Annotated in this window: 16 protein-coding genes and 5 pseudogenes; 4 read left to right on the forward strand and 17 right to left on the reverse strand. The window is 50.3% G+C overall.

All coding sequences use genetic code 11. The features are described 5' to 3' along the window. Window positions 1-137: 137 nt before the first annotated feature. From DZ54_RS19915 to DZ54_RS0107365, 4 genes are all read left to right on the forward strand, one after another. A complete protein-coding gene (locus tag DZ54_RS19915; RefSeq protein ID WP_051415959.1) occupies window positions 138-680 on the forward strand; it encodes a patatin-like phospholipase family protein in 543 nt (180 codons plus the stop codon). Window positions 681-801: 121 nt separating this feature from the next. Further along, on the forward strand, window positions 802-1,656 hold the full coding sequence (locus tag DZ54_RS0107355) for a GGDEF domain-containing protein (RefSeq protein ID WP_025673606.1): 855 nt from the start codon (window positions 802-804) through the stop codon (window positions 1,654-1,656). 62 nt (window positions 1,657-1,718) lie between these two features. Further along, on the forward strand, window positions 1,719-1,922 hold the full coding sequence (locus DZ54_RS0107360; RefSeq protein WP_025673607.1) for a YaeP family protein: 204 nt from the start codon (window positions 1,719-1,721) through the stop codon (window positions 1,920-1,922). Window position 1,923: 1 nt separating this feature from the next. After that, window positions 1,924-2,112 (forward strand): DUF4250 domain-containing protein, encoded by a 189-nt coding sequence (locus DZ54_RS0107365; RefSeq protein ID WP_025673608.1) that lies wholly within the window; start codon window positions 1,924-1,926, stop codon window positions 2,110-2,112. Between the two features lie 72 nt (window positions 2,113-2,184). Here the strand turns inward: DZ54_RS0107365 and DZ54_RS0107370 are convergent, their stop codons facing one another. From DZ54_RS0107370 to uppS, 17 genes and pseudogenes are all read right to left on the reverse strand, one after another. Then, window positions 2,185-3,534: a sodium-dependent transporter gene (locus tag DZ54_RS0107370; RefSeq protein WP_025673609.1), complete on the reverse strand. Its 1,350-nt coding sequence runs from the start codon at window positions 3,532-3,534 to the stop codon at window positions 2,185-2,187. A gap of 169 nt (window positions 3,535-3,703) precedes the next feature. After that, window positions 3,704-4,672 (reverse strand): tRNA lysidine(34) synthetase TilS, encoded by a 969-nt coding sequence (gene tilS / locus DZ54_RS26695; RefSeq protein ID WP_051415960.1) that lies wholly within the window; start codon window positions 4,670-4,672, stop codon window positions 3,704-3,706. Next, entirely contained in the window at window positions 4,672-4,824 is a 153-nt protein-coding gene (locus DZ54_RS26700) for an ATP-binding protein (RefSeq protein ID WP_128080478.1), read from the reverse strand. Before DZ54_RS26700 ends, tilS begins: the two co-directional genes overlap by 1 nt. Next, on the reverse strand, window positions 4,755-5,021 hold the full coding sequence (locus DZ54_RS27420; RefSeq protein WP_051415961.1) for a PP-loop family protein: 267 nt from the start codon (window positions 5,019-5,021) through the stop codon (window positions 4,755-4,757). Before DZ54_RS27420 ends, DZ54_RS26700 begins: the two co-directional genes overlap by 70 nt. A gap of 91 nt (window positions 5,022-5,112) precedes the next feature. Then, window positions 5,113-6,072: an acetyl-CoA carboxylase carboxyl transferase subunit alpha gene (accA, locus tag DZ54_RS0107380; protein ID WP_025673610.1), complete on the reverse strand. Its 960-nt coding sequence runs from the start codon at window positions 6,070-6,072 to the stop codon at window positions 5,113-5,115. 55 nt (window positions 6,073-6,127) lie between these two features. After that, window positions 6,128-9,605: pseudogene (dnaE, locus tag DZ54_RS19925) on the reverse strand (DNA polymerase III subunit alpha). A gap of 43 nt (window positions 9,606-9,648) precedes the next feature. Next, window positions 9,649-10,249, reverse strand: a pseudogene (gene rnhB, locus DZ54_RS19930) (ribonuclease HII). Beyond that, a pseudogene (lpxB, locus tag DZ54_RS19935) lies at window positions 10,239-11,395 on the reverse strand (lipid-A-disaccharide synthase). Before lpxB ends, rnhB begins: the two co-directional pseudogenes overlap by 11 nt. After that, window positions 11,395-12,183 carry an acyl-ACP--UDP-N-acetylglucosamine O-acyltransferase gene (gene lpxA / locus DZ54_RS0107420; RefSeq protein ID WP_025673616.1) on the reverse strand — a complete coding sequence of 263 codons (789 nt, stop codon included), beginning with the start codon at window positions 12,181-12,183 and terminating at the stop codon, window positions 11,395-11,397. Before lpxA ends, lpxB begins: the two are co-directional and overlap by 1 nt. 2 nt (window positions 12,184-12,185) lie before the next feature. Continuing rightward, window positions 12,186-12,638: a 3-hydroxyacyl-ACP dehydratase FabZ gene (gene fabZ / locus DZ54_RS0107425; RefSeq protein ID WP_025673617.1), complete on the reverse strand. Its 453-nt coding sequence runs from the start codon at window positions 12,636-12,638 to the stop codon at window positions 12,186-12,188. A gap of 90 nt (window positions 12,639-12,728) precedes the next feature. Beyond that, a pseudogene (lpxD, locus tag DZ54_RS19940) lies at window positions 12,729-13,753 on the reverse strand (UDP-3-O-(3-hydroxymyristoyl)glucosamine N-acyltransferase). A gap of 14 nt (window positions 13,754-13,767) precedes the next feature. Further along, window positions 13,768-14,277 (reverse strand): OmpH/Skp family outer membrane protein, encoded by a 510-nt coding sequence (locus DZ54_RS0107435; protein ID WP_025673618.1) that lies wholly within the window; start codon window positions 14,275-14,277, stop codon window positions 13,768-13,770. Window positions 14,278-14,297: 20 nt separating this feature from the next. Beyond that, window positions 14,298-16,728, reverse strand: a pseudogene (bamA, locus tag DZ54_RS19945) (outer membrane protein assembly factor BamA). Window positions 16,729-16,761: 33 nt separating this feature from the next. After that, a complete protein-coding gene (gene rseP, locus DZ54_RS0107445) occupies window positions 16,762-18,117 on the reverse strand; it encodes a sigma E protease regulator RseP (RefSeq protein WP_025673619.1) in 1,356 nt (451 codons plus the stop codon). Next, entirely contained in the window at window positions 18,114-19,310 is a 1,197-nt protein-coding gene (gene ispC / locus DZ54_RS0107450; RefSeq protein ID WP_025673620.1) for a 1-deoxy-D-xylulose-5-phosphate reductoisomerase, read from the reverse strand. Before ispC ends, rseP begins: the two co-directional genes overlap by 4 nt. Window positions 19,311-19,328: 18 nt before the next feature. Then, entirely contained in the window at window positions 19,329-20,180 is an 852-nt protein-coding gene (locus DZ54_RS0107455) for a phosphatidate cytidylyltransferase (protein ID WP_025673621.1), read from the reverse strand. A gap of 15 nt (window positions 20,181-20,195) precedes the next feature. Then, window positions 20,196-20,966 carry a polyprenyl diphosphate synthase gene (gene uppS, locus DZ54_RS0107460; RefSeq protein ID WP_025673622.1) on the reverse strand — a complete coding sequence of 257 codons (771 nt, stop codon included), beginning with the start codon at window positions 20,964-20,966 and terminating at the stop codon, window positions 20,196-20,198. Between the last annotated feature and the right edge of the window lie 58 nt (window positions 20,967-21,024).

Here is a 21,024-nt window from a genome sequence, read left to right on the forward strand (position 1 = left end):
TACGAGCTGGGCCACGTCCAGTTTAGCTTTTTCCCAGGMGGGGGCGCCCCACATCCCGCCTTGGCACGTGCCGCGCGGTAGGACGGCGCAGTCAGATATCGACAGAGCACTTACTCGCCTCTTCCGCTATCCCATTTATGTTTCCAGCCTCCCGAATTGGCCATGACTTTTACGGGGATGGTGCTATCCACCAAATTGCACCTTTACGGCCGGCTGTAAAAATGGATGCGGAGCGCATTCTCATTTTAGATTTAACCACCGGGATCCGGCAGCCCACCCAAATGAACAATACAGCGCCTGGGCTAGCGATGCTCGGTGGCCACCTGATGAATGCCATTTTCGCCGATACACTGTCTGCCGATTTAGAGCACCTTCAACGGCTCAATCAAGTGGCCGATGCACTAACGCCATCAGGGCAACAGCAGCTAGGACTACGCCATATTGATGTTTTACACCTGCGTCCTTCAGAGCCTTTTGAGCCCATGGCCAAGCGCTTTTACCCACATATGCCGATAGCTTTGCGGAGTTTACTCAAGTTATTGGGCATCAATGCGGAACAAGATGCCACCCTAGCCAGTTATTTGTTATTTGAGCCGGCATACCTTCGCCAGTTGATTGACATTGGCTATCGCGATGCACACAATCATCAGTCCGATATTCTTTCCCTACTGACCGATTAACTATTTATAAACAATATCTTTGTTGGCTTCCATCTCCCATGATGATGACGGGTATAAAAGGCTGGCATGATTTCTGCTTTATCGTTCTAAACACACGTCACTGTAGAGTTGTTATCCCTTGATGAATGCCTCGCACATAAAGCAGTATACAAAGGCTGAATCCTCGCCGCGGATTATTCCGTTGGGCGCCGATCAGCGTTTGCTGTTGCTGCAAAAACTGCAAGGCCACCTTGATATAAAGGTGCTGTTCGAGGTCTATGCACGCCAATTAGAAAAACATATCGATATCGGTCGAATTATTTGGGAGCACGATGACATCTCCAATATCATTCGCCGCGGCGAGCAACATACCTTTCGTCAAACGTTTTCAATAAAATTCAATAGGCAGCCGCTTGGTGTGCTTCAGTATTCGACGCCTTATAAGCTCGACCGAGACGAAATTAGCTTATTGCATACCTATCACAAGTTATTAGCCGGCCCACTCAATAATGCCGTCGAGTATACACGCGTGAAAAATATGGCGTTACTCGATGGTTTAACAGGTCTACATAACCGCACGAGCTTTGATCAGGATCTAAAGCATGCGGTTGCGGTGTGCGAACGCGAAAATATCGGCCTTGTGATGGTGATGTTCGATATGGACAACTTTAAACAAGTGAACGATACCTATGGTCATTTAGACGGCGATAAGGTATTACGTCGTTTTTCATTGCTGGTGAGAGAAGCGGTGAGAGGGAGTGATCGTTGCTACCGGCTTGGCGGCGATGAGTTTGCCGTCATTTTACAGCCCGCGAGTCAAACGTCGGTCAAACGGGTCACAACACGCGTTAAGCAACTCGTTGCTCATGACCACCTGCTATCCAGCCATCAGATCAGTGCCTCGGTCGGGTTTTCTGAGTACCGACAAGGCGATAATAATCTCTCCCTTTACGAGCGTGCTGACCAGAGCATGTACCGCCAAAAGCGCGCACGTTAACACTTTCCTCCTGCCGGTGAGATTGGGTATAGTGATCCACATCATCACTTGAGGAGACAATCATGAAAGTTGCAGACTGCTGTGATCTTATTCGCCAACGCTATGCCGAAATAGGCAGTGGCGAACAAGGCTATATTCCCGCGGCGATCCACTGTGCGCTAAACACCCTAAACGACGTTGCACAAGATCCGTCGATTTCCCAGTCACGTCGCGACCAAGCTGCCTTTGCGGCGGCCAATTTGTTGATTAGCGATCACGAGGACTAAGATGGATTTAAACAATTACGCAAGCATGGATCCTGTGATGCTGATGAGCATCATCAATATGAAGTTGCGTGATGAGTTCGACAGCTTGGACGATTTGGTTCGTTATTACGAGATAGATAAAACTACGCTCTGTGCTCGGCTTAAAGAAGCGGGGTTTGATTACCTAGAAGCAACGAAGCAATTTCGGTAATCAGGACTAAAACGAGAAAAGCGGACCTCGCGTCCGCTTTTTTATCTCGACTCACCCTGTGTGCGTGCTCGCTTAACCCAATGAAACCCACAGCACAGTCGCCACTAAAATAGGACACACAAACTTCACATAGGCGGGCCAAATTTTCCAAAACAGGCTCTGTTCAATATCGTCATAACCCTCACGTAAGGCAGACAACTTGCGGTCACGCGCCCAGATCCAGCCACCAAATAAGCAAAACAATAAAGCAGCAAAAGGCTGGAAGTATTGAGTAGCCACTTTTGCCACTAACCCGAACAAAGTACCAAAGTGGAAAACAATTACCGCACTAAACGCGGCAATTAGGCCACCGAGCACCCAGCTGGTCAACTTACGGCTTGATCCTAACCGCTCGCTGGCAAGTGCAACCGGACACTCGAGCATAGAAATAGAAGACGTCAGTGCGGCAATTGTCATTAATAAGAAAAAGACCAAAGACACATAAGGGCCGGCGGCACCTAAACTCTCAAATAATAAGGGTAGCACTGTGAATACCAGGGTATCAGCACTCAACAAGCTACCATCTTGGCCATAAATCTCGACGCCTTGGTTCATCGCAACAAACATCGCCGGCAATACCACTAATCCCGCAACCACCGCCACGGCAGTATCCACCAAGGTCACACTTAAGGCCATCTTGGGCAGGTTTTCTTTCTGGCTAAGGTATGAGCCATAAATCAACATCGAGCACCCACCAATTGTCAGCGAAAAGAAGCCTTGCCCCATCGCCGCTAGCAACAAGTCTTTGTCCATGATCTTGCTAAAGTCTGGAATGAGGTAGTGCTTAAGCCCTTCTGTCGCCCCTGGTAATGTCATGATGTAGATAAACATGGCGGCGAACAATATAAATAGCGCGGGCATTAAACGCGTTGACCAGCGTTCGATCCCTTGCTTGACCCCAGCTTGGACAATAAAGATGGTCAAAATATAAAAAAGGATCGCGCCAAACAGGTTACGCGAGGCCGAAAAGCCTTTTAACCAAGCCGCTGCATCGGTAAATTGCAGGATCTCTGCGACCGCGGCGAGCAAAAATGACACTAACCAACCACCAACGATGCTATAAAACGCTAACACCATACACGGCACCGCTAGGCCAATAAGACCGACACCACTACCCAAGCGCTTCATTAACGGGTTGTCACTTAATGCGCGCATGCTGTCTAAGGGGTTGGCACGACCATGACGGCCAATCGCCATCTCAACCACCAGCATAGGAAACGCGACCAGCAGAATCATCAGTAGATAGACGAGCAGAAAAGCCCCTCCCCCATTACTGGCGGCTTGGGTCGGAAACCCCCAAATATTACCGAGCCCAACCGCAGCCCCTGCTGCAGCGAGAATAAAGCCAATCCTAGTACCGAACAACTCGCGATTTGATGCCATTACCACTCACCTCATGTATCATTAGACTAGTACATTAAGTAATTCGGAGAAATTAAGCAAGCCCGGCGCGCTTAACTGAGCAATTAATCATCACTAGTTTAGCGTGCTACGATGCTGGCATGATGCGCGATGTTTCTTTTGGCTTCGATTTAACGTGACATTGAATGGGCTAAAGTGAATGTTGCCAAACCAGTCGCCATTGCTGGCCGTTTGCCCCCAGACGAACAAAACGGTCAGCTACCGCCACCACGCCCTGCTCATCACAGACAATCGGTTGTCGACGACGTAACCAACTTGGGATCGCCGCCTCTTGATAGAGTTTTTTCAGTTTTCGACGCCCTTGTCGCCCCACCGGATGTACCGCTAAGCCACTCGGATTAAAGTGCACCCTGAGCGTTGATGATGTTAATGGCCCGAGCGCTAAACCTGACGCTGCTGTCTCATAGGGCAGCAAATGCAGCTGCCCAAGTCCATCGGGTAATGTGAGGGACTGGTCCGGCGTAAGCTCTCCTTGCCACTGCGATACGTCAGCACAAGGGGTAACGACATAAAGCTTATGCTGATACCGACGAATACTGACATCCGCGATGGTCAAACAAGGATTGGCGTCTTGTTTGGCGTGGATTACATCACGGATAAGTGCCTCTAACTGCGCGTAAGTAAGTACTAACCTATGCCGTTTTAGCCAATGACGGAGCAGTGCATGCGTCAGAGTGGGGTCCGTTTGAGGAAGTATTGCGATCGGTAAAGCGCCCGAATCACTGAGTGCATTTTCAACCATCGGCGCGATAAAACGCGTCAGTAGCGAGGATTGCTCTGCACATAAACGCTGTGTACGTTGAACGGCTTGCCGAAAGCCAGGCCAGCGTGAATCCGCTTGTGGTAACCAGTGCTGACGTAAAAAGTTACGATCAAAGCGGGTTTTCTGATTGCTAGGATCCTCGATCCAATTCAGTCCATGATGACTGGCATAGCTTGCAAGAGCCGCACGTGATTGGGCTAAGAGGGGCCGCACGAGCCAGCCTTTTCCTAATGGACGCACCTCGGGCATCCCTGCTAATCCGTCGAGGCCACTGCCACGCTTTAGCGCGAGGAAAAATGTTTCAACTTGATCATCGCTATGCTGCGCCGTTAACACTAAGCCTTTCGCGCTCGATGGTGTTGTTGCAAGGCCTGATACCTTGCTTCACGTGCGGCGTGTTCAATACTGAGTGCACTATCTAATTCAACATGCTCAACCCGGCAGTCAAAGCCCGCTTGCTCAGCCAGTATTGGCATTGCCTGGCCCATTGATCAGCCTGCTGCTGCAAACCATGATTCACATGAACCACCCGATAACGATGTTGTGGGTGCTGATCACGATACTGAGCCAACAGCGCAAGCAGCACACGAGAATCCAGACCACCACTTAATGCGAGGATTATCTGCCGTGGCGCCGTTGTTAATGGTGCCAAGCAATCATAAAGTTGTTGGTAAAGCATAGGCATTCACTCGAGATCATCCGCTATTGTTGCGGGCCGGCTGAAAAAAAGAAAAGGGCCCCGACGGCCCTTTCATCCCTATAAACACCATGACGGCTTAGCAATAACCGTAATTTAATAAGCGCTGATAACGACGATCGCGAAGGCTTTCCGTATCTAAGCTTTCCAAATCAGCCAGTTGGGCCAATAAGGTTTCCTTGATACTCTCTGCCATCGCCGTCAGGTCGCGATGTGCGCCACCTAGAGGTTCGCTGATCACCGAATCAATTAAGCCCAGCTCTTTCAGCCGTGGCGCCGTCATACCCATTGCCTCTGCGGCTTGCGGCGCTTTTGCCGAATCACGCCAGAGAATCGATGCACACCCTTCAGGCGAAATCACCGAGTAGGTTGAGTATTGCAGCATATTGACGTAATCGCCCACGCCGATCGCCAGTGCGCCTCCCGAGCCGCCTTCACCGACCACATTACAAATGATAGGGACTGTTAGCCCAGCCATTTCTTTCAGGTTGCGAGCAATGGCTTCAGATTGGCCGCGCTCTTCCGCCCCGACGCCCGGATACGCGCCGGCGGTATCAATAAAGGTGATCACAGGAATATTAAACCGTTCCGCCATCTTCATCAGGCGCAATGCTTTGCGGTATCCTTCAGGTTTTGGCATCCCAAAGTTACGTTTTACCTTTTCGTTGGTATCGCGACCTTTTTGATGACCGATCACCATCACTGGGCGTCCCTCAAGGCGTGCCAGCCCACCGACCAAGGCTTTATCGTCGGCATACGCACGATCGCCGGCCAGTTCATCAAATTCGTGGAAAATCCGATTCAGGTAGTCGTAAGTGTAAGGACGCTGTGGATGACGCGCTAACTGGGCCACTTGCCAAGCACCTAAATCACCGAAAATCTTCCGGGTGAGCTCAACGCTTTTGGTTTCCAGCTGCTCGATTTCTTTATCTAAGTTAACCGCGTCTTCGCCACCACGTTTGGACACCGCGCGAAGGGCCTCAATTTTGGCTTCTAATTCTGCGATCGGTTTTTCGAACTCTAAAAAATTAAGACTCATACCAAGAGAATCCTATTGGTCACCGCCAGTGTACGCGACACGTCACCAGCCTGGCTTAGTTAAACTCTAATTCGACTTGCTCATTACCGAGCAAACCTTTCAAGGTGTCGATTAATTCATCGGTTGGCGTGACACGCCATTCTGCGCCTAAACGCAACCGAGCACGTGCATCATCACGCTGATAATAGATATTCACCGGCACGGTACCCGAACGATACGGCGCCAGTGCATCATGAAACCGTTCAAAAAATGGTGCATCAATTTGCTCAGATGACATCGATATGCCCAAACAGCGTGCATATTTTTCACGCGCTTGGCTAATGTCCATCAATTCACGGGCCGTCATTTTAAGCCCCCCGTTGAAGTCATCAAAGCTGACCTGTCCTGAGACCACCAGAATGCGATCTTTCTCCACGAGATCAAGATATTTGTCGAGCACGTCAGAAAAAAGCATCACTTCCATACGGCCCGAACGATCATCCAGGGTCAAAATCCCAAGCCGGGAGCCGCGCTTGGTGGTCATCACCCTCGCCGCAATCACCAGCCTGAAACGGTCGAGATCACATCGCGTTTGGTTGCATGCGCATCTTCCAACCGCCAGGTCACATAATTTTTCAGCTCTTTACGGTAACTATTAATGGGATGGCCGGTTAAATACAAGCCTAGGGTTTCTCTCTCTCCCTCTAACCATATTTTATCTGGCCAAGGGGCTGCATGCGCGTAGGCGTGCTCCACTTCTTCAGGGGCGTCGGTTAGTACGCCGAACATATCAGTTTGCCCATAAGCCTCAGCTTGATGGTGTTGGCTCGCAGCCCGGATCGCTTCATCCACAGACGCCATCATCGCAGCACGATGCGGTCCTAGCTTATCCATCGCCCCGGCGCGGATAAGCCGCTCAATCACACGTTTGTTGACTTTTTTGGTATCGATTCGGGCACAAAAATCAAATAGATCAAGGAAATAACCGTCTTGCTCACGGGCGGCGACAATCGTTTCTATTGGCCCTTCGCCGACGCCTTTAATCGCTCCAACCCCGTAGACAATCTCGCCTTGGTCATTCACGGTAAAATGGTGAAGACCGGCGTTCACATCGGGCGGTAATACCGTCAGCTTCATGCGGCGACATTCTTCCACCAGCCCCACGACTTTGTCGGTGTTATCCATATCGGCAGTCATCACCGCCGCCATAAATTCAGCAGGATAGTGCGCTTTTAGCCACAGCGTTTGGTAAGAAACTAATGCGTATGCCGCCGAATGTGATTTGTTAAAGCCATAACCGGCGAACTTTTCTACCAAGTCAAAGATACGCATCGCCAGCTCGCCATCAATGCCGTTGGCGATGGCACCTTTTTCAAAGATCGCGCGCTGCTTGGCCATTTCTTCGGGCTTTTTCTTGCCCATCGCGCGACGCAGCAAGTCTGCACCGCCCAGAGTATAACCCGCTAGCGTTTGCGCAATCTGCATCACCTGCTCTTGATAGAGGATGATGCCATAGGTCGGCTCAAGCGTTTCTTGCAGTGACGGGTGTTGCCATTTCTCATCGGGATAAGAAACCTGCTCACGGCCATGTTTACGATCGATAAAGTTATCGACCATCCCTGATTGCAACGGGCCGGGCCGGAACAAGGCTACCAAGGCGATCATATCTTCAAAACTATCGGGCTGGAGACGTTTGATCAACTCCTTCATCCGCGGGATTCTAACTGGAAAACCGCGGTGGTCTCGGCTTTTCGCAGCATCGCAAATGACGCCTGGTCGGCCATTGGGATCGCGGTAATATCAATCGGATCCTGCCCTTTTGCCTTCAAACGAGGATTGATCATCCCAAGCGCCCAGTCGATAATTGTCAGCGTCCGTAGGCCCAAGAAATCAAACTTAACTAGGCCTGCAGTTTCAACGTCGTTTTTATCAAACTGAGTGACGGGATGGTGTCCCTCGCTATCACAATAGAGCGGCGAGAAATCGGTGATGGTGGTGGGGGAAATCACCACCCCACCCGCATGCTTGCCGGCGTTACGTGTTACGCCTTCCAGCTTCCGCGCCATGTCGATAAGCGCTTTGACTTCCTCATCATTATTGTAGACTTCGACCAGCTGAGGCTCTGCATCAAAGGCTTTTTCAAGAGTCATGCCCGGATCAGGAGGCACCAGTTTAGAAATGCGATCCACAAAGCCAATAAGGGTGGCCCAACACCCGACCCACATCGCGAATGACCGCTTTGGCCGCCATGGTCCCAAAGGTGATGATCTGCGACACCGCATCACGCCCATACATGTCAGCGACATGGTCAATCACCAAGTCACGCTTATCCATACAGAAGTCGACATCGAAGTCTGGCATAGAGACACGTTCGGGATTCAAAAAACGTTCGAAAAGCAGATCAAATTGCAGCGGATCCAGGTCGGTAATTTTTAAGGCATACGCAACCAATGAACCGGCACCCGAACCACGTCCCGGACCAACAGGAATATCGTTGTCTTTTGACCATTGGATAAACTCCATCACGATCAAAAAGTAACCCGGAAATCCCATTTGGTTAATCACGCCAAGCTCACGTTCTAAGCGCGCATCATAGTCTGGGCGTCGACGTGTTCTTTCTGCTTCATCAGGAAACAGAAAAGCGAGACGTTCTTCTAACCCTTCTTGCGACCGCTTGACCAAATACTGATCAATTTCCAGTCCCTCGGTTGGGAAGTTAGGTAAGAAGTATTCGTTGAGCCTAACCGGCACATTACAGCGTTTGGCAATTTCAACACTGTTTGTCAGTGCCTCGGGAATATCCGCAAACAGCTCACACATTTCTTGCTCAGTGCGCAAATACTGCTCTGCACTGTAGTGTTTGGGCCGACGCGGATCATCGAGCGTAAAGCATCATGAATCGCGACGCGAATTTCGTGAGCATCAAATTCGTCTGGTGAGAGAAAACAGACTTCATTAGTCGCCACGACAGGTAAGTCATGCTCGGTCGCAAAGTCCACAGCAAAGTGGAGGTAGACCTCTTCATCTTCGCGTCCGGTACGCACCAACTCCATATAGTAAGCGTTAGGAAAGTACCGTTGATAGAAGTGCGCGCACTGTTCGGCGAGCGCTTGATTGCCTTTCAGTAAAGCACGGCCCAAATCACCACGACAGCCGCCGGACAGCACAATTAAGCCTTCGGCATGGTCAATCAACCATTGCTGATCAATCACAGGGCGATGCTGCACATGGCCGCGCAAATACGCTTTGGAGATCAGTAGTGTCAGGTTCTTGTACCCAACTTTATTCGTCGCAAGTAAGGTTAGCTGACATAACTCATCACCAAACGCGTCAGATTGAATGTTAAAATCTGCCCCGATAATGGGTTTCACGCCCACATTGTTCGCGGTGTTATAGAACTTAACCAGCCCACATAAATTACTGAAATCGGTTAATGCCATCGCAGGCATGCCCATTTCCGCCACTTTTTTTACCAATGGCGGCACTTTGGACACCCCATCAACCATGGAGTAGTCACTGTGAATGCGTAAGTGGACGAAACGTGGCTCAGACATAAAACTCGCTACTTCTGTGATTGGCTGAGATAAATGGCACGCACTAGTCAATGCCCAGCGCGCGTTTAACCGGCTTAAAGCTCTTACGGTGCATCGGCAAGGCACCATGTTCAGCTAAAGCGGCCATATGCACTTTAGTCGGATACCCTTTATGTTGGGCAAACCCGTAATCAGGATAAGCCGCATCCAACAACGCCATTTCATGATCGCGATCGACCTTGGCTAAGATCGATGCAGCACTGATCTCAGCCACGCGTAAATCACCTTTCACAACCGCTTGCGCGGGCATCGGTAAGTCAGGAATTCGATTGCCATCAATCAGCACATAATCCGGGGTGACCGGACAGCCCATTCACCGCACGCTGCATCGCTAGCATGGTGGCATGTAATATATTGAGTGAATCAATTTCATCGGGCTCAGCACGCCCCACTGACCATGAAAGCGCTTTTTGCTTTATCTGATCATACAGTGCAAGCCGTTTTTTCTCGCTCAATTTTTTTGAATCGGTTAAGCCAACAATCGGCTGATTAGGATCTAAAATCACGGCCGCTGTGACGACGGCACCGACAAGCGGGCCGCGCCCAACCTCATCAACACCGGCAATCAAGCGTGCGTCGGGGTATACAAATGCCTCATCTGTCATGATTTTTCACTAACTCTAATACTGCTGATGCCGCTGACGCATCCGCATCTTTGCGAATGGTTTGGTGCAGCTGTGTAAATGTATTCAACAAGGCCTGATTATCATCATCTAGCAAGTGCGCAACCGCATCCGCCAAGGCGTCAGGATCGCACTCTTCTTGCAATAGCTCTGGCACCAAAGGAGCATCCGACAAAATATTGGGCAAAGATACATAACGCGTTTTCAGCAGGCGTCGGGCTAACCACGCCGTCAGTGGTTTCACTTTATAGCCAACCACCATGGGGCGTTTCAACAGCATGCACTCGAGCGCCACCGTTCCAGAAGCAAGCAAGACGCGTCGGAAGCACTGATCACTTGCCGAGCTGTGTCATTTACCAAAGTAAAAGACAGGTCAGGGGCATGAGTTTGCCAGGCCTGCTCAAACTGTTCACGACGTGCCGAGTTAACCAGTGCCACCACAAAGCCGAGATCCGGGTAATGTGTAGCTAGCCGTTTACATGCTTGTAAAAATGGCGGTGCTAGCATCTCCATTTCACTGCCGCGGCTCCCCGGGAGTACCGCTAACCAACGTTTATTGGGATCAAGCCCTAGGGTTTGCTGTGCAGCCAACTTATCGACTTGCATCGGAATGCTATCGGCCATGGTGTGGCCAACAAAGACACAAGGCACGTTAAACTTATCGTAAAACGCTTTTTCAAAGGGCAGAAACGCCAAGACAAGGTCTGTGGCTGCCGCAATTTTAACGATCCGCTTTTGCCGCCATGCCCACACTGACGGACTGACGTAATGCACCGTTTTTATCCCATTTTTTTTTAGCGAGGCTTCGAGACGTAAGTTAAAGTCCGGGGCATCAATACCAATAAAAACATCGGGTGGATGGGTGGTGAAGTGCTTCACCAGTGCAGCCTTCACGTTCAATAAACGTGGCAAACGACCCAAGACTTCCACCAGCCCCATCACTGCCAGTTCTTCCATATCAAACAGACTCTGACAGCCTTGTGCGATCATTCGTGGCCCGCCGATGCCGACAAATTCGATATTCGGGTGTTGGGCGCGCAGTGCCTTGATCAGGCCTTCACCTAAAACATCGCCGGAGATTTCTCCGGCGACGATTCCAACCCGTAATGGACGCTCACTCGGTAACATTAACGAATAACGCCTCGCGTTGAGCGTTCAAAAAAGTCGAGAAACAACGCTAATGCTGGCTCATCGTCTGCTTGCGCCGCGATCTCCTTCTTGACTTCTTCTAGCGTCTTACCTGAACGATACATATTTTTATACACCGCACGAATCGCACGGATCGCCGACTTGTCGAAACCACGGCGCTTAAGGCCTTCCACATTAATACCAAACGGCGTGCAGTGATTGCCTTGTGCCATCACGTAAGGCGGCACGTCTTGAACCACGATGGATCCACCGCCTAGCATGGCATGGCAACCAACGACACAGAATTGGTGAATCGCTGACATCCCACCCACTATCGCATAGTCATCGACATGGACGTGTCCGGCCAAGGTGGCATTGTTGGCAAAAATACAATGATTCCCGACAACACAATCGTGTGCAACGTGAGCGTTAATCATAAACAGGTTATCGTGGCCAACCTTGGTTTCACCCTTATCTTGAACCGTGCCACGGTGCATGGTCACGCTTTCCCGAATGGTATTACGATCACCAATGTCCAACGTGGTTGGCTCGCCAGCATATTTAAGATCTTGGCACGCCTCACCAATCGAGGCGAACTGATAGATTCTATTATCACGGCCAATACGCGTAGGGCCTTTGATCACCACATGGGTCATCACTTCGGTTCCTGGGCCGATTTCAACGCCCTCCCCCACATAAGAAAAGGCGCCAATTTTTACATTTTCTCCCAATACCGCGCCGTCTTCGACAACCGCAGCGGGATGGATATAGGCAGTTTCGTGGATCACAACTAGATCTCTCTTCTTGCGCACTTTAGTTGAGCCGAGCAGACAACATCACCATCGACTTTTGCGACGCCAGTAAAGGCGGCAATACCTCGGCGCTCTTTAATAAACTCCACTTCTAAAACCAGTTGGTCGCCTGGCGAAACTGGGCGGCGGAATTTCGCATTATCAATGCTTGCAAAATAGTATAGCTCGTTGTCTTTCGGCTTACCGAAGGTCTTAAACGCGAGTAGGCCTGTCGCTTGTGCCATCGCCTCTAGAATGAGTACGCCTGGAAACACTGGCAACTGCGGAAAATGCCCGGTGAACTGCGGCTCATTAACCGTGATATTTTTAATTGCGTGAAGGTACTGCCCTTCTTCAAAATCGGTAACACGATCAATCAACAAAAAAGGGTAGCGGTGTGGTAACAGCGCTTTGATTTCATTGATATATAAAACTTTCTTTTCGCGAGTCAAGGTAGTATTCCCATTCAAATCCAATACTGACTTCATTAACGCAAAACGGCCCGCGTACTAAGGCGGGCCTGCTATTGTCAGCTCTCAGCGTTAATCTTGTTTGTCGAGCTGATGTTCCAACTCTTTAAGTCGCTTGTGCATCTCGTCAATTTTGAGCACACGTGCGGCTGTTTTCCGCCACTCGCGATTGGGCTGCAACGGAATACCGGACGAATACATGCCCGGCTCAGTGATTGGCCGCATTACCATCGCCATCCCTGTGATGGTCACGTTGTCTGTGATTTCCATATGGCCGTTAAACACGCAGGCACCACCGATAAAGCACTGTTTGCCCACTTTGAGACTGCCTGCCATCACCGTTGCACCAGCGATTGCCGTGTTCTCACCAATCGACACATTATGCGCAATCTGGCACTGGTTGTCGATAATCACCCCATCAGCAATCTTGGTATCATCCAACGCTCCGCGATCGATGGTAGTACACGCACCGATTTCGACCCGATCACCTATCACAACTCGGCCAAGCTGAGGAATTTTTATCCACTGACCTCTATCATTAGCATAACCAAAGCCATCTGCCCGATCACGGTGCCGGCTTGGACCAGGCAATCTTGGCCGATCACCACCTCATGATAGACGCTGACATTGGCCCAAAGCTTCGTACGCGCACCGAGTTTGGCGCCCTTGCCAACAAAGCAACCTGCGCCAATTTGGACGTTATCACCAATTAACGCGCCTGATTCAATCACTGCATTAGGACCAATGGCCACGCCTTCACCGAGAATGGCATCACTTGCAACCACCGCTGACGGCGCAATATTAATGGCGCAGGCAGGCGTGCTATCAAGAATTTGCGCCACTTTGGCATACGCCAAATAAGGGTCGACAACCACCAGAGCATTGCCTTGACAATGAGCAAGATCGTCTTCTTTAAGCATTACCGCGCTGGCGCGACACTGTGCGAGCCCCTTACGATATTTGGGGCTGGATAAGAAGGTGATTTGCCCTTCTCCCGCTGAATTCATCCCTGCAAGCGAGGTTATCGTTACAGCGCCGTCTCCGTGGAGCTGTGCATCCAGTTTTTCCGCTAATTCAGCGAGAGTAATTGAAACCATGGGCTCCTCGACGGTTAGTTAACTGCGTTGATCACTTTTTCAGACAAATCATCGCTTGGGTTAGCGTACAAGACAGCATTGGCATCAATAACGATGTCATAGCCTTCTTGCTCAGCAACTTGATCGACCGCTTTTTTTAGCTTTTGCACTAGCTTAGACTCTTCTTGGCCGCCGCGCTTGCGCTGATCTTCCTGCAAGGCTTTTACTTTGAGTTTATAGTCAGACTCCATCGACTGAAGCTCGCGTTGTAACTTCACCCGTTCGTCTTCACTCATCAACTCACCATTACGTTTGAGCTTCTCAACGCCTTTTGAGAGCTTTTCTTTCAAACGCTCGATCTCAGCGATGCGATCTTTAAATTCACCACGTAGTTTTTCATTCAGGTTATTTTTTTGTGCCAGTTGCGACATCACGGCACCAGTTGATACGTAGCCCACTTTCTGCGCAGCATCAGCCGCTGATGCGTACATAGACGTCGTCAATACCGCGACACTCAGTCCCGCTGCTTTCAACAATGATTTCACAATAGTCTCCTTTCTGAACATCAGAATGTGCGCCCGATCGTGAAGGTAAAGAACTCTTCATCGTCGCCAGGCTGGCTAGTTATAGGTTTTGCGATGGAGAACACCAAAGGTGCCATCGGTGACATCCACTGCAGTGCCACACCGTAAGCGGCACTGATATTGGATGGATCGGAGTAGTCTTTTGTGCCGGCGGGATAGCCCATGTCAACCAGTTCTTGCCGATCAAACTCAGTGTCCCACACAGAGGCAGCATCAATAAAGACGCTGGTACGGATTTGCTCGCGTGCTTCATCCGAAGCAAATGGCGTCGGCACAATCAGCTCAACACTGGCAAGGGCCATGGCGTTACCACCGACCGCATCACTTGAACCGTAAGACCCTTCGGATTGTTCAATGTCCCCGTCCGGCTGCTCAGAGCCACCTGCTTCATAAATCGCTTTAGGGCCTACCGAGTTTGAGCGGAAGCCACGCAGTGATGAGAAGCCACCGGCGTAATAGTTTTCATAAAACGGCAGCATATGGTCTTGACCGTTGGTTTGACCATAGCCGTTACCATACGCAAGACGCCCCCGCGTTAATAGGGTAAATTCATGCTCTTGCGTCAGCGGCATATACTGGCGAATATCGTACTGCATTTTAAAATACTGTACGTCTGACCCCGGTACTGTCATGCGGTAGGAGGCACGCTGATAATTACCAGCAGTTGGGAAGTAACCACGGTTGAGATTGTTGCGCGTCCACGAGACGGACATATCAAAATCGTCGACTTCGAGTCCATCATTGTTGGTTCGATGGTCATCATGGCGTTCGAGGAACTTGTCGATTTGATAGTAGCGACCAATATTCTCAATTTTGTTATGGGTATAACCGAGTGAGAAATCGATCGAGTTCAGTTCATCGGTCCAGAAGCCCCAGGTCAGGTTTGTCCCATAGCTTTTGTTGGTATATTCAACGATATTGGCATCACGCGCTTCAAATTCGTTGTAAAAGACCTTACCGCCAAGGCTGACACCATCGAGGGTAAAGTAGGGGTCGCGATATTCTAACGTCAGGTTTTTACGGTAATCATTGACCATGGCATTAATGCCAAAGCGATTACCGGTGCCAGCAAAGTTATCTTGCTGCAAACCGAGCTGTAAACTGGCGCCAGACTCGGTCCCGTAGCCGATACCAAAATTAATGCTGCCGGAGTTGGCTTCTTTGACTTTGTAGTTAACATCAACCTGATCGTCGGTTCCCGGCACGCGTTGTGTATCCACTTCCACGTTTTGGAAAAAGCCGGTACGACTCAACCGTTCTTTACCCCGAGTGACCGCTTTGGAATTAAGCCAGGTGCCTTCCAGCTGTCGCATTTCACGGCGTAACACTTCATCTTTAGACGTGGTATTACCGGAAAAGCGGATATTACGCACGTAGATCCGTTTACCTGGTTCAACATTGACGGTTAGTGAGACTTGCTGCTCCTCATCATTAAAGGTCGGCATGGTATTGACTTTCGGGTAGGCAAAGCCGGTTTCACCAAGATGGCGCTTAATGGCCTCTTCGAGCGCGGTCACCTTATCGCCATTGTAGGTATCGCCACGGGTGAAGCTGACCAATGAACGGTAAGTGTCTTCGTTTTGCGGATCGCCACGAAAGTTGACGTCAGCAATCTTATACGGCTTGCCTTCATTGACATTCAGATGTGATGTAAACACCCTTTTTATCTGGCGAAATAGCCACTTGGGTCGATTCAACCCGAAACTTTAAATACCCGCGATTCAAATAAAAATTGCGCAGTTTTTCCAGATCGCCTGCAAGGATCTGCTTTTGATACTTCTCATTGGCTAAGAAGTTCCACCACGGCACGTCGGCACGCAAATCGAAATTATCGCGCAATGCTTCATCATCAAAGATATCATTACCGACAAAATTGATCTGCTCAATCTTGGCCGATACACCCTCGGTAAAGACAAACTTCAAATCCGCGCGGTTTCGCGGTAATGGGGTCACAACGGCTTTTACTGACGCGCTGTATTTACCCACACTGTAGTAAAAGTCTTCTAAGCCTTTTTCAATGTTACTGAGCTTGGTGCGATCAAGTGCCTCACCGACACGTAGCCCGGAAGAGGTCAGGTTTTCTTTTAGCTGCTCTTTTTTGATCGCTTTGTTACCAGAGAACGAAATGCTAGCAATTGTGGGACGCTCCACCACTTTAACCAGCAAGGTTTCATCATCTCGATATACGCGTACATCCTCGAAATTTCCCGAGGCAAATAACGCATTAATCACATCCGCTACATCCTCGTCATCGACTTGGTCGCCCACACGTACTGGCATTGACAGCAAGGCAGCCCCTAAACTGACACGCTGTAGGCCTTCAAAGCGGATATCGCTGACTTCGAATGTGTCAGCGTGCGCTATACTGCTGCTCACTAAAAGAGATGCTATTAATAGTTTTTTCATCGCCATGTGCTATCTGACTTATCCTTGAATACTAACCGTTTAAAGTCGGGCGAAGTCGTTAAACAATGCCACTGCCATCACCATCATCAACACGGCAGCGCCGATACGGTACCCAAAGTCCTGTACACGCTCGGAAACCGGTTTTCGTGTCACAGCCTCAATCCCAAAGAACAGCAAATGGCCGCCATCCAATACAGGCAGAGGGAGTAAATTGATAATGCCCAGGTTCACACTGATCAGTGCCATAAACCCTAAAAATGAGATCAGTCCGATCTCTGCTGTCATGCCCGCGCCTTTTGCGATCGATATTGGGCCGCTTAAATTATTCACACCCACATCACCGGTGAGCAGCTTTTTAATCATATTGACGGTCATACTGATCACCTGGCCCGTTTTACTCACGGCTTCTGGTATCGCAGCTAATGGGCCATATTGTTGCATGAAACGGTATGATTCAGGCCAAGCTTCCATTTGGGGGGCAATCCCCGCATAACCACTGACTTGTCCTTGCTGCTCACGCGCATCCGGCGTCAACGCCAGTGTTTGTCTTTCTCCATCACGCGATACCGTCAACGACAACGTCTGATTCGGACTCGCTTTAATCACCTCGACCAAGCCCATCCATGACTCAAGCTTGGTGTCATCCACCTCAACAATCTTGTCGCCTTGCTTGAGTCCGGCTCGAGCGGCAGCACTGTCCTCAACCACTTGTGCGACTGCCAACGTGATGGCCGGCCGATAAGGCGTGATCCCAAGCGTCATCAAGGGAGATTGTTTTTCTGGATCAAACTGCCATTGCGTTAAATCCAGTGAATAGTCACGTTGATAAGTTGCCGATGGACTTTGTTTCGCCGTGAGGGTCATGGCCTCATCACCAATATGTCCGATCAACGCGAAATTAACCGCTTGCCAATCAGCGGTTTCGACGCCGGAAACTTGGGTTAGTTCCATCCCAGATTCGATTCCGGCTTCAGCGGCGATCGAGTTGGGGGCGATTTCACCGATCACAGGTTTGACGGCTGGGACGCCGATCATCATCACCAGCCAATACGCAAAGGCAGCAAATATAAAGTTAGCAATCGGACCCGCGGCGACAATGGCGCTGCGTTGCCACAGTGGTTGGTTGTTGAACGCGCGATGCTTTTCTGCGTCAGGGACGGCCTCAATACGCTCATCCAACATTTTCACGTAGCCACCGAGCGGGATCGCAGCAATGACATATTCAGTATTGTCTTTGCCATACCAGCGCCATAATGCGCGACCAAAACCAATAGAAAAACGCTCAACCTTCACACCACAGCGACGAGCGACCCAAAAGTGGCCGTATTCGTGAATCGCAACCAGTATGCCAAGGGCGACGATAAACGCCGCCGCGTTCCAAAGAAAAGCGCTCATTTTGCCACCTTAGTAATCTGCTCATTTGCAGTAATGCGAGCTATTCTATCCAGCTCAAATAAGCAATCCAAGCTTGTTGGCAAGGGAAGCGATAATTGGGTCAATACCTGCTCATTGATGCGAGCGATATCCATAAAGCTGATTTTTTCAGCCAGGAACGCCGCGACAGCTTGTTCATTGGCGGCATTGAGGCTGGTAGTTGCCGCTTGTCCCTGCTCACAGGCAGCGATTGCTAACGAAAGACAGGGGTAGCGGCACGCATCCGGTGCCATAAAGGTAAATTCACCAATTTGAGTGAAATCAAGTGGTGCGACGGGGGCTTGAACGCGCTCAGGATAACCCATTGCGTGTGCAATCGGCGTACACATATCTGGGGTCCCCAATTGCGCTAGCACTGAGCCATCACACATCTGTACCATTGAGTGAATCACGGACTGCGGGTGGATCACAACCTCCAGCTGATGAGGCTGAGCGTTGAATAACCATCGCGCTTCAATGTACTCCAAGCCTTTATTCATCATGGTGGCGGAGTCGACTGATATTTTGGGCCCCATCGACCAGTTAGGATGCGCAACGGCCTCTTCGACACTGACGGTCGCCAAACTCTGTGGGTCGCGGTAGCGAAACGGGCCGCCCGAGCCCGTCAGCAATATTTTACTGACACCGGCCGCTTGCAAATCACAGCGCCCAGGCTGTTGCTGCACCGATTCCGGCAAGCATTGAAAAATGGCATTGTGTTCACTATCGATAGGCAGCAGCTCTGCACCGTACTGATAAACAGCATCAATAAAGAACTGCCCCGACATCACTAAGGCTTCCTTATTGGCGAGCAGAACCCGCTTACCGGCCTTAACCGCGGCCATGGTTGAAGACAGCCCGGCCGCACCGACAACCGCCGCCATCACCATATCAACCTCAGGCAATGCTGCGAGATGGCATAAACTCTCTTCGCCGGCGAGCACTTCTGTCCCAAGTCCTTTCTCGCGCAAAGCCTGACGCAATTGTTGCGCTGACTCACTATTGGCCATCGCCGCATAAGCTGGCTGCCAATAGACACATAGGGCGATCATTTTCTCCACGTTGGTATGCGCTGCCAACGCCGTGATTTCAAACTTTTCAGGGTTGGATGCAACCACTTTTAACGTGCTGGCACCAATGGAACCTGTCGCGCCGAGGACGGTGATTCTTTGCATGTCGAAGACTCGTTTCACTTAGTTCGCAAATGCGAAGTACAACACGGTAAATACAGGGAACGCTGCCGTTAGGCTATCAATGCGATCAAGAATTCCCCCATGACCCGGAAGCAAATGACCACTGTCTTTCACCCCAGCGACACGTTTAAACATACTCTCTGCTAAGTCCCCCAGTACAGACGCCAAGGCGGTCACAATAGTGATGCCTAAGAACACGCCGACATTGGCAAAATGGATGCTTAACAGGTGCGTCCCCAACCACGTCACGGCGACTGCCGCCGTCAGCCCCCCCAGTAACCCTTCGAGGGTTTTATTCGGGCTTACCGCAGGTGCCATTTTATGCTTACCGAACTTTTTCCCAGCAAAATAGGCGCCACTGTCGGCACACCAAACGAGGACAAAAACCAACAGTACTAGCTTCGCGCCATAAAATGTGGAGAACTGATAGTCTGTTGCACGCAACAGTAATACGCTCCACATGAAAGGCAACATAGTGACGAGGCCAAAAAGCAAACGCAATAACTTGCTATGAGTCCAATACGCGGCTGAACGAGGATATGAGAGCACCAAGAGCGTTGCGAATAACCACCAAGCCGCGCCGATTGCCGCCAAGGCAAAAGGGGGCAGTGTGACGTGTCCGAGCGCCATGGCACTAAAAGGAAGACTAAAGAGCGAGAGCGCCAGCGCAGCAGCGGGGATAATAAAGGTAAAAAGACGCGAAGATGCCGAGACAAACTGCGTCCATTCCCAAAGTCCAATTAAAGTGACAACCGCTATCGCTGCAACAAACGCAGGAAACGGTAAGTAAAAAACTCCCGCGACCACTAACGGGACTAATAAGGCCGCGGTTAAAACACGTTGTTTGAGCAAACTGATTCCTCGTGGTTACTTATCCGTTGTTATCATGGCTTTAATTTGCTCGCCGGTGCAGCCAAAACGTCGTTCACGATTGACATACCAAGCCACGGCATCATACAAACTCTGTTCGTTGAAATCAGGCCAATATTGCTCGGTAAAACACAACTCAGCATAGGCGGCTTGCCATAAAATAAAGTTACTGATGCGACATTCACCGCTGGTGCGGATCATTAAATCCACATCCGGTAAATCTGCCAACATTAAATGACGCGCGATATTCTGCTCCCCAATATCATTGGGTTGCAAATGACCGGCGACAAGCCTCTTCGGCCACACGACGTGCTGCTGGGTAATATCCCATTGCCCACCGTAATTCGCCGCAATACTCAGTACCAAGCGATCGTTATTCGCCGTTAGCGCCTGGGCTTCGGCAATTTTCGCTTGTAGAGAGGGGCTGAATCGAGAGGTATCGCCAATGATGCGTAATTGCACACCATGACTGTCTAACCGTTTAGCTTCGCGTGACAGCACATTGATAAATAGCTCCATCAATACACTGACTTCATCTTCTGGGCGACGCCAATTCTCACTACTAAATGCAAATAAAGTCAGCGCTTTTACACCAAGCTCAGACGCCGCCTTGACGGTCTTACGTACCGCCTTGACACCTGCTTTATGCCCAAACACTCGGGCTTTGCCCCGTGCCTTCGCCCAGCGCCCATTGCCATCCATGATAATGGCAATGTGTTGCGGTAAAGCGGCAGATTCGAGCTGCGCATCAAGAGACTGGGAACTCATGTTTCTCCTTGGCAAATAAAAAGCGCTGTACTGCACGCACAGCGCTTTAGCATTGGTG

Origin of the sequence: Salinivibrio socompensis S35, from assembly GCF_000513715.1 — a bacterium.
Classification (GTDB): Bacteria; Pseudomonadota; Gammaproteobacteria; order Enterobacterales; family Vibrionaceae; genus Salinivibrio; species Salinivibrio socompensis.

Excerpts from the sequence above, each read along its gene's own strand:
- DZ54_RS19915 (WP_051415959.1), top strand. The coding sequence starts at position 138 with ATGTTTCCAGCCTCCCGAATTGGCCATGACTTTTACGGGGATGGTGCT.
- DZ54_RS0107355 (WP_025673606.1), top strand. The coding sequence starts at position 802 with ATGAATGCCTCGCACATAAAGCAGTATACAAAGGCTGAATCCTCGCCG.
- rseP (WP_025673619.1), bottom strand. The coding sequence starts at position 18,117 with ATGAGCGCTTTTCTTTGGAACGCGGCGGCGTTTATCGTCGCCCTTGGC.
- DZ54_RS0107370 (WP_025673609.1), bottom strand. The coding sequence starts at position 3,534 with ATGGCATCAAATCGCGAGTTGTTCGGTACTAGGATTGGCTTTATTCTC.
- ispC (WP_025673620.1), bottom strand. The coding sequence starts at position 19,310 with ATGCAAAGAATCACCGTCCTCGGCGCGACAGGTTCCATTGGTGCCAGC.
- accA (WP_025673610.1), bottom strand. The coding sequence starts at position 6,072 with ATGAGTCTTAATTTTTTAGAGTTCGAAAAACCGATCGCAGAATTAGAA.
- DZ54_RS26700 (WP_128080478.1), bottom strand. The coding sequence starts at position 4,824 with ATGGGCCAGGCAATGCCAATACTGGCTGAGCAAGCGGGCTTTGACTGC.
- DZ54_RS27420 (WP_051415961.1), bottom strand. The coding sequence starts at position 5,021 with ATGCCTATGCTTTACCAACAACTTTATGATTGCTTGGCACCATTAACA.
- uppS (WP_025673622.1), bottom strand. The coding sequence starts at position 20,966 with ATGAGTTCCCAGTCTCTTGATGCGCAGCTCGAATCTGCCGCTTTACCG.
- DZ54_RS0107360 (WP_025673607.1), top strand. The coding sequence starts at position 1,719 with ATGAAAGTTGCAGACTGCTGTGATCTTATTCGCCAACGCTATGCCGAA.
- DZ54_RS0107365 (WP_025673608.1), top strand. The coding sequence starts at position 1,924 with ATGGATTTAAACAATTACGCAAGCATGGATCCTGTGATGCTGATGAGC.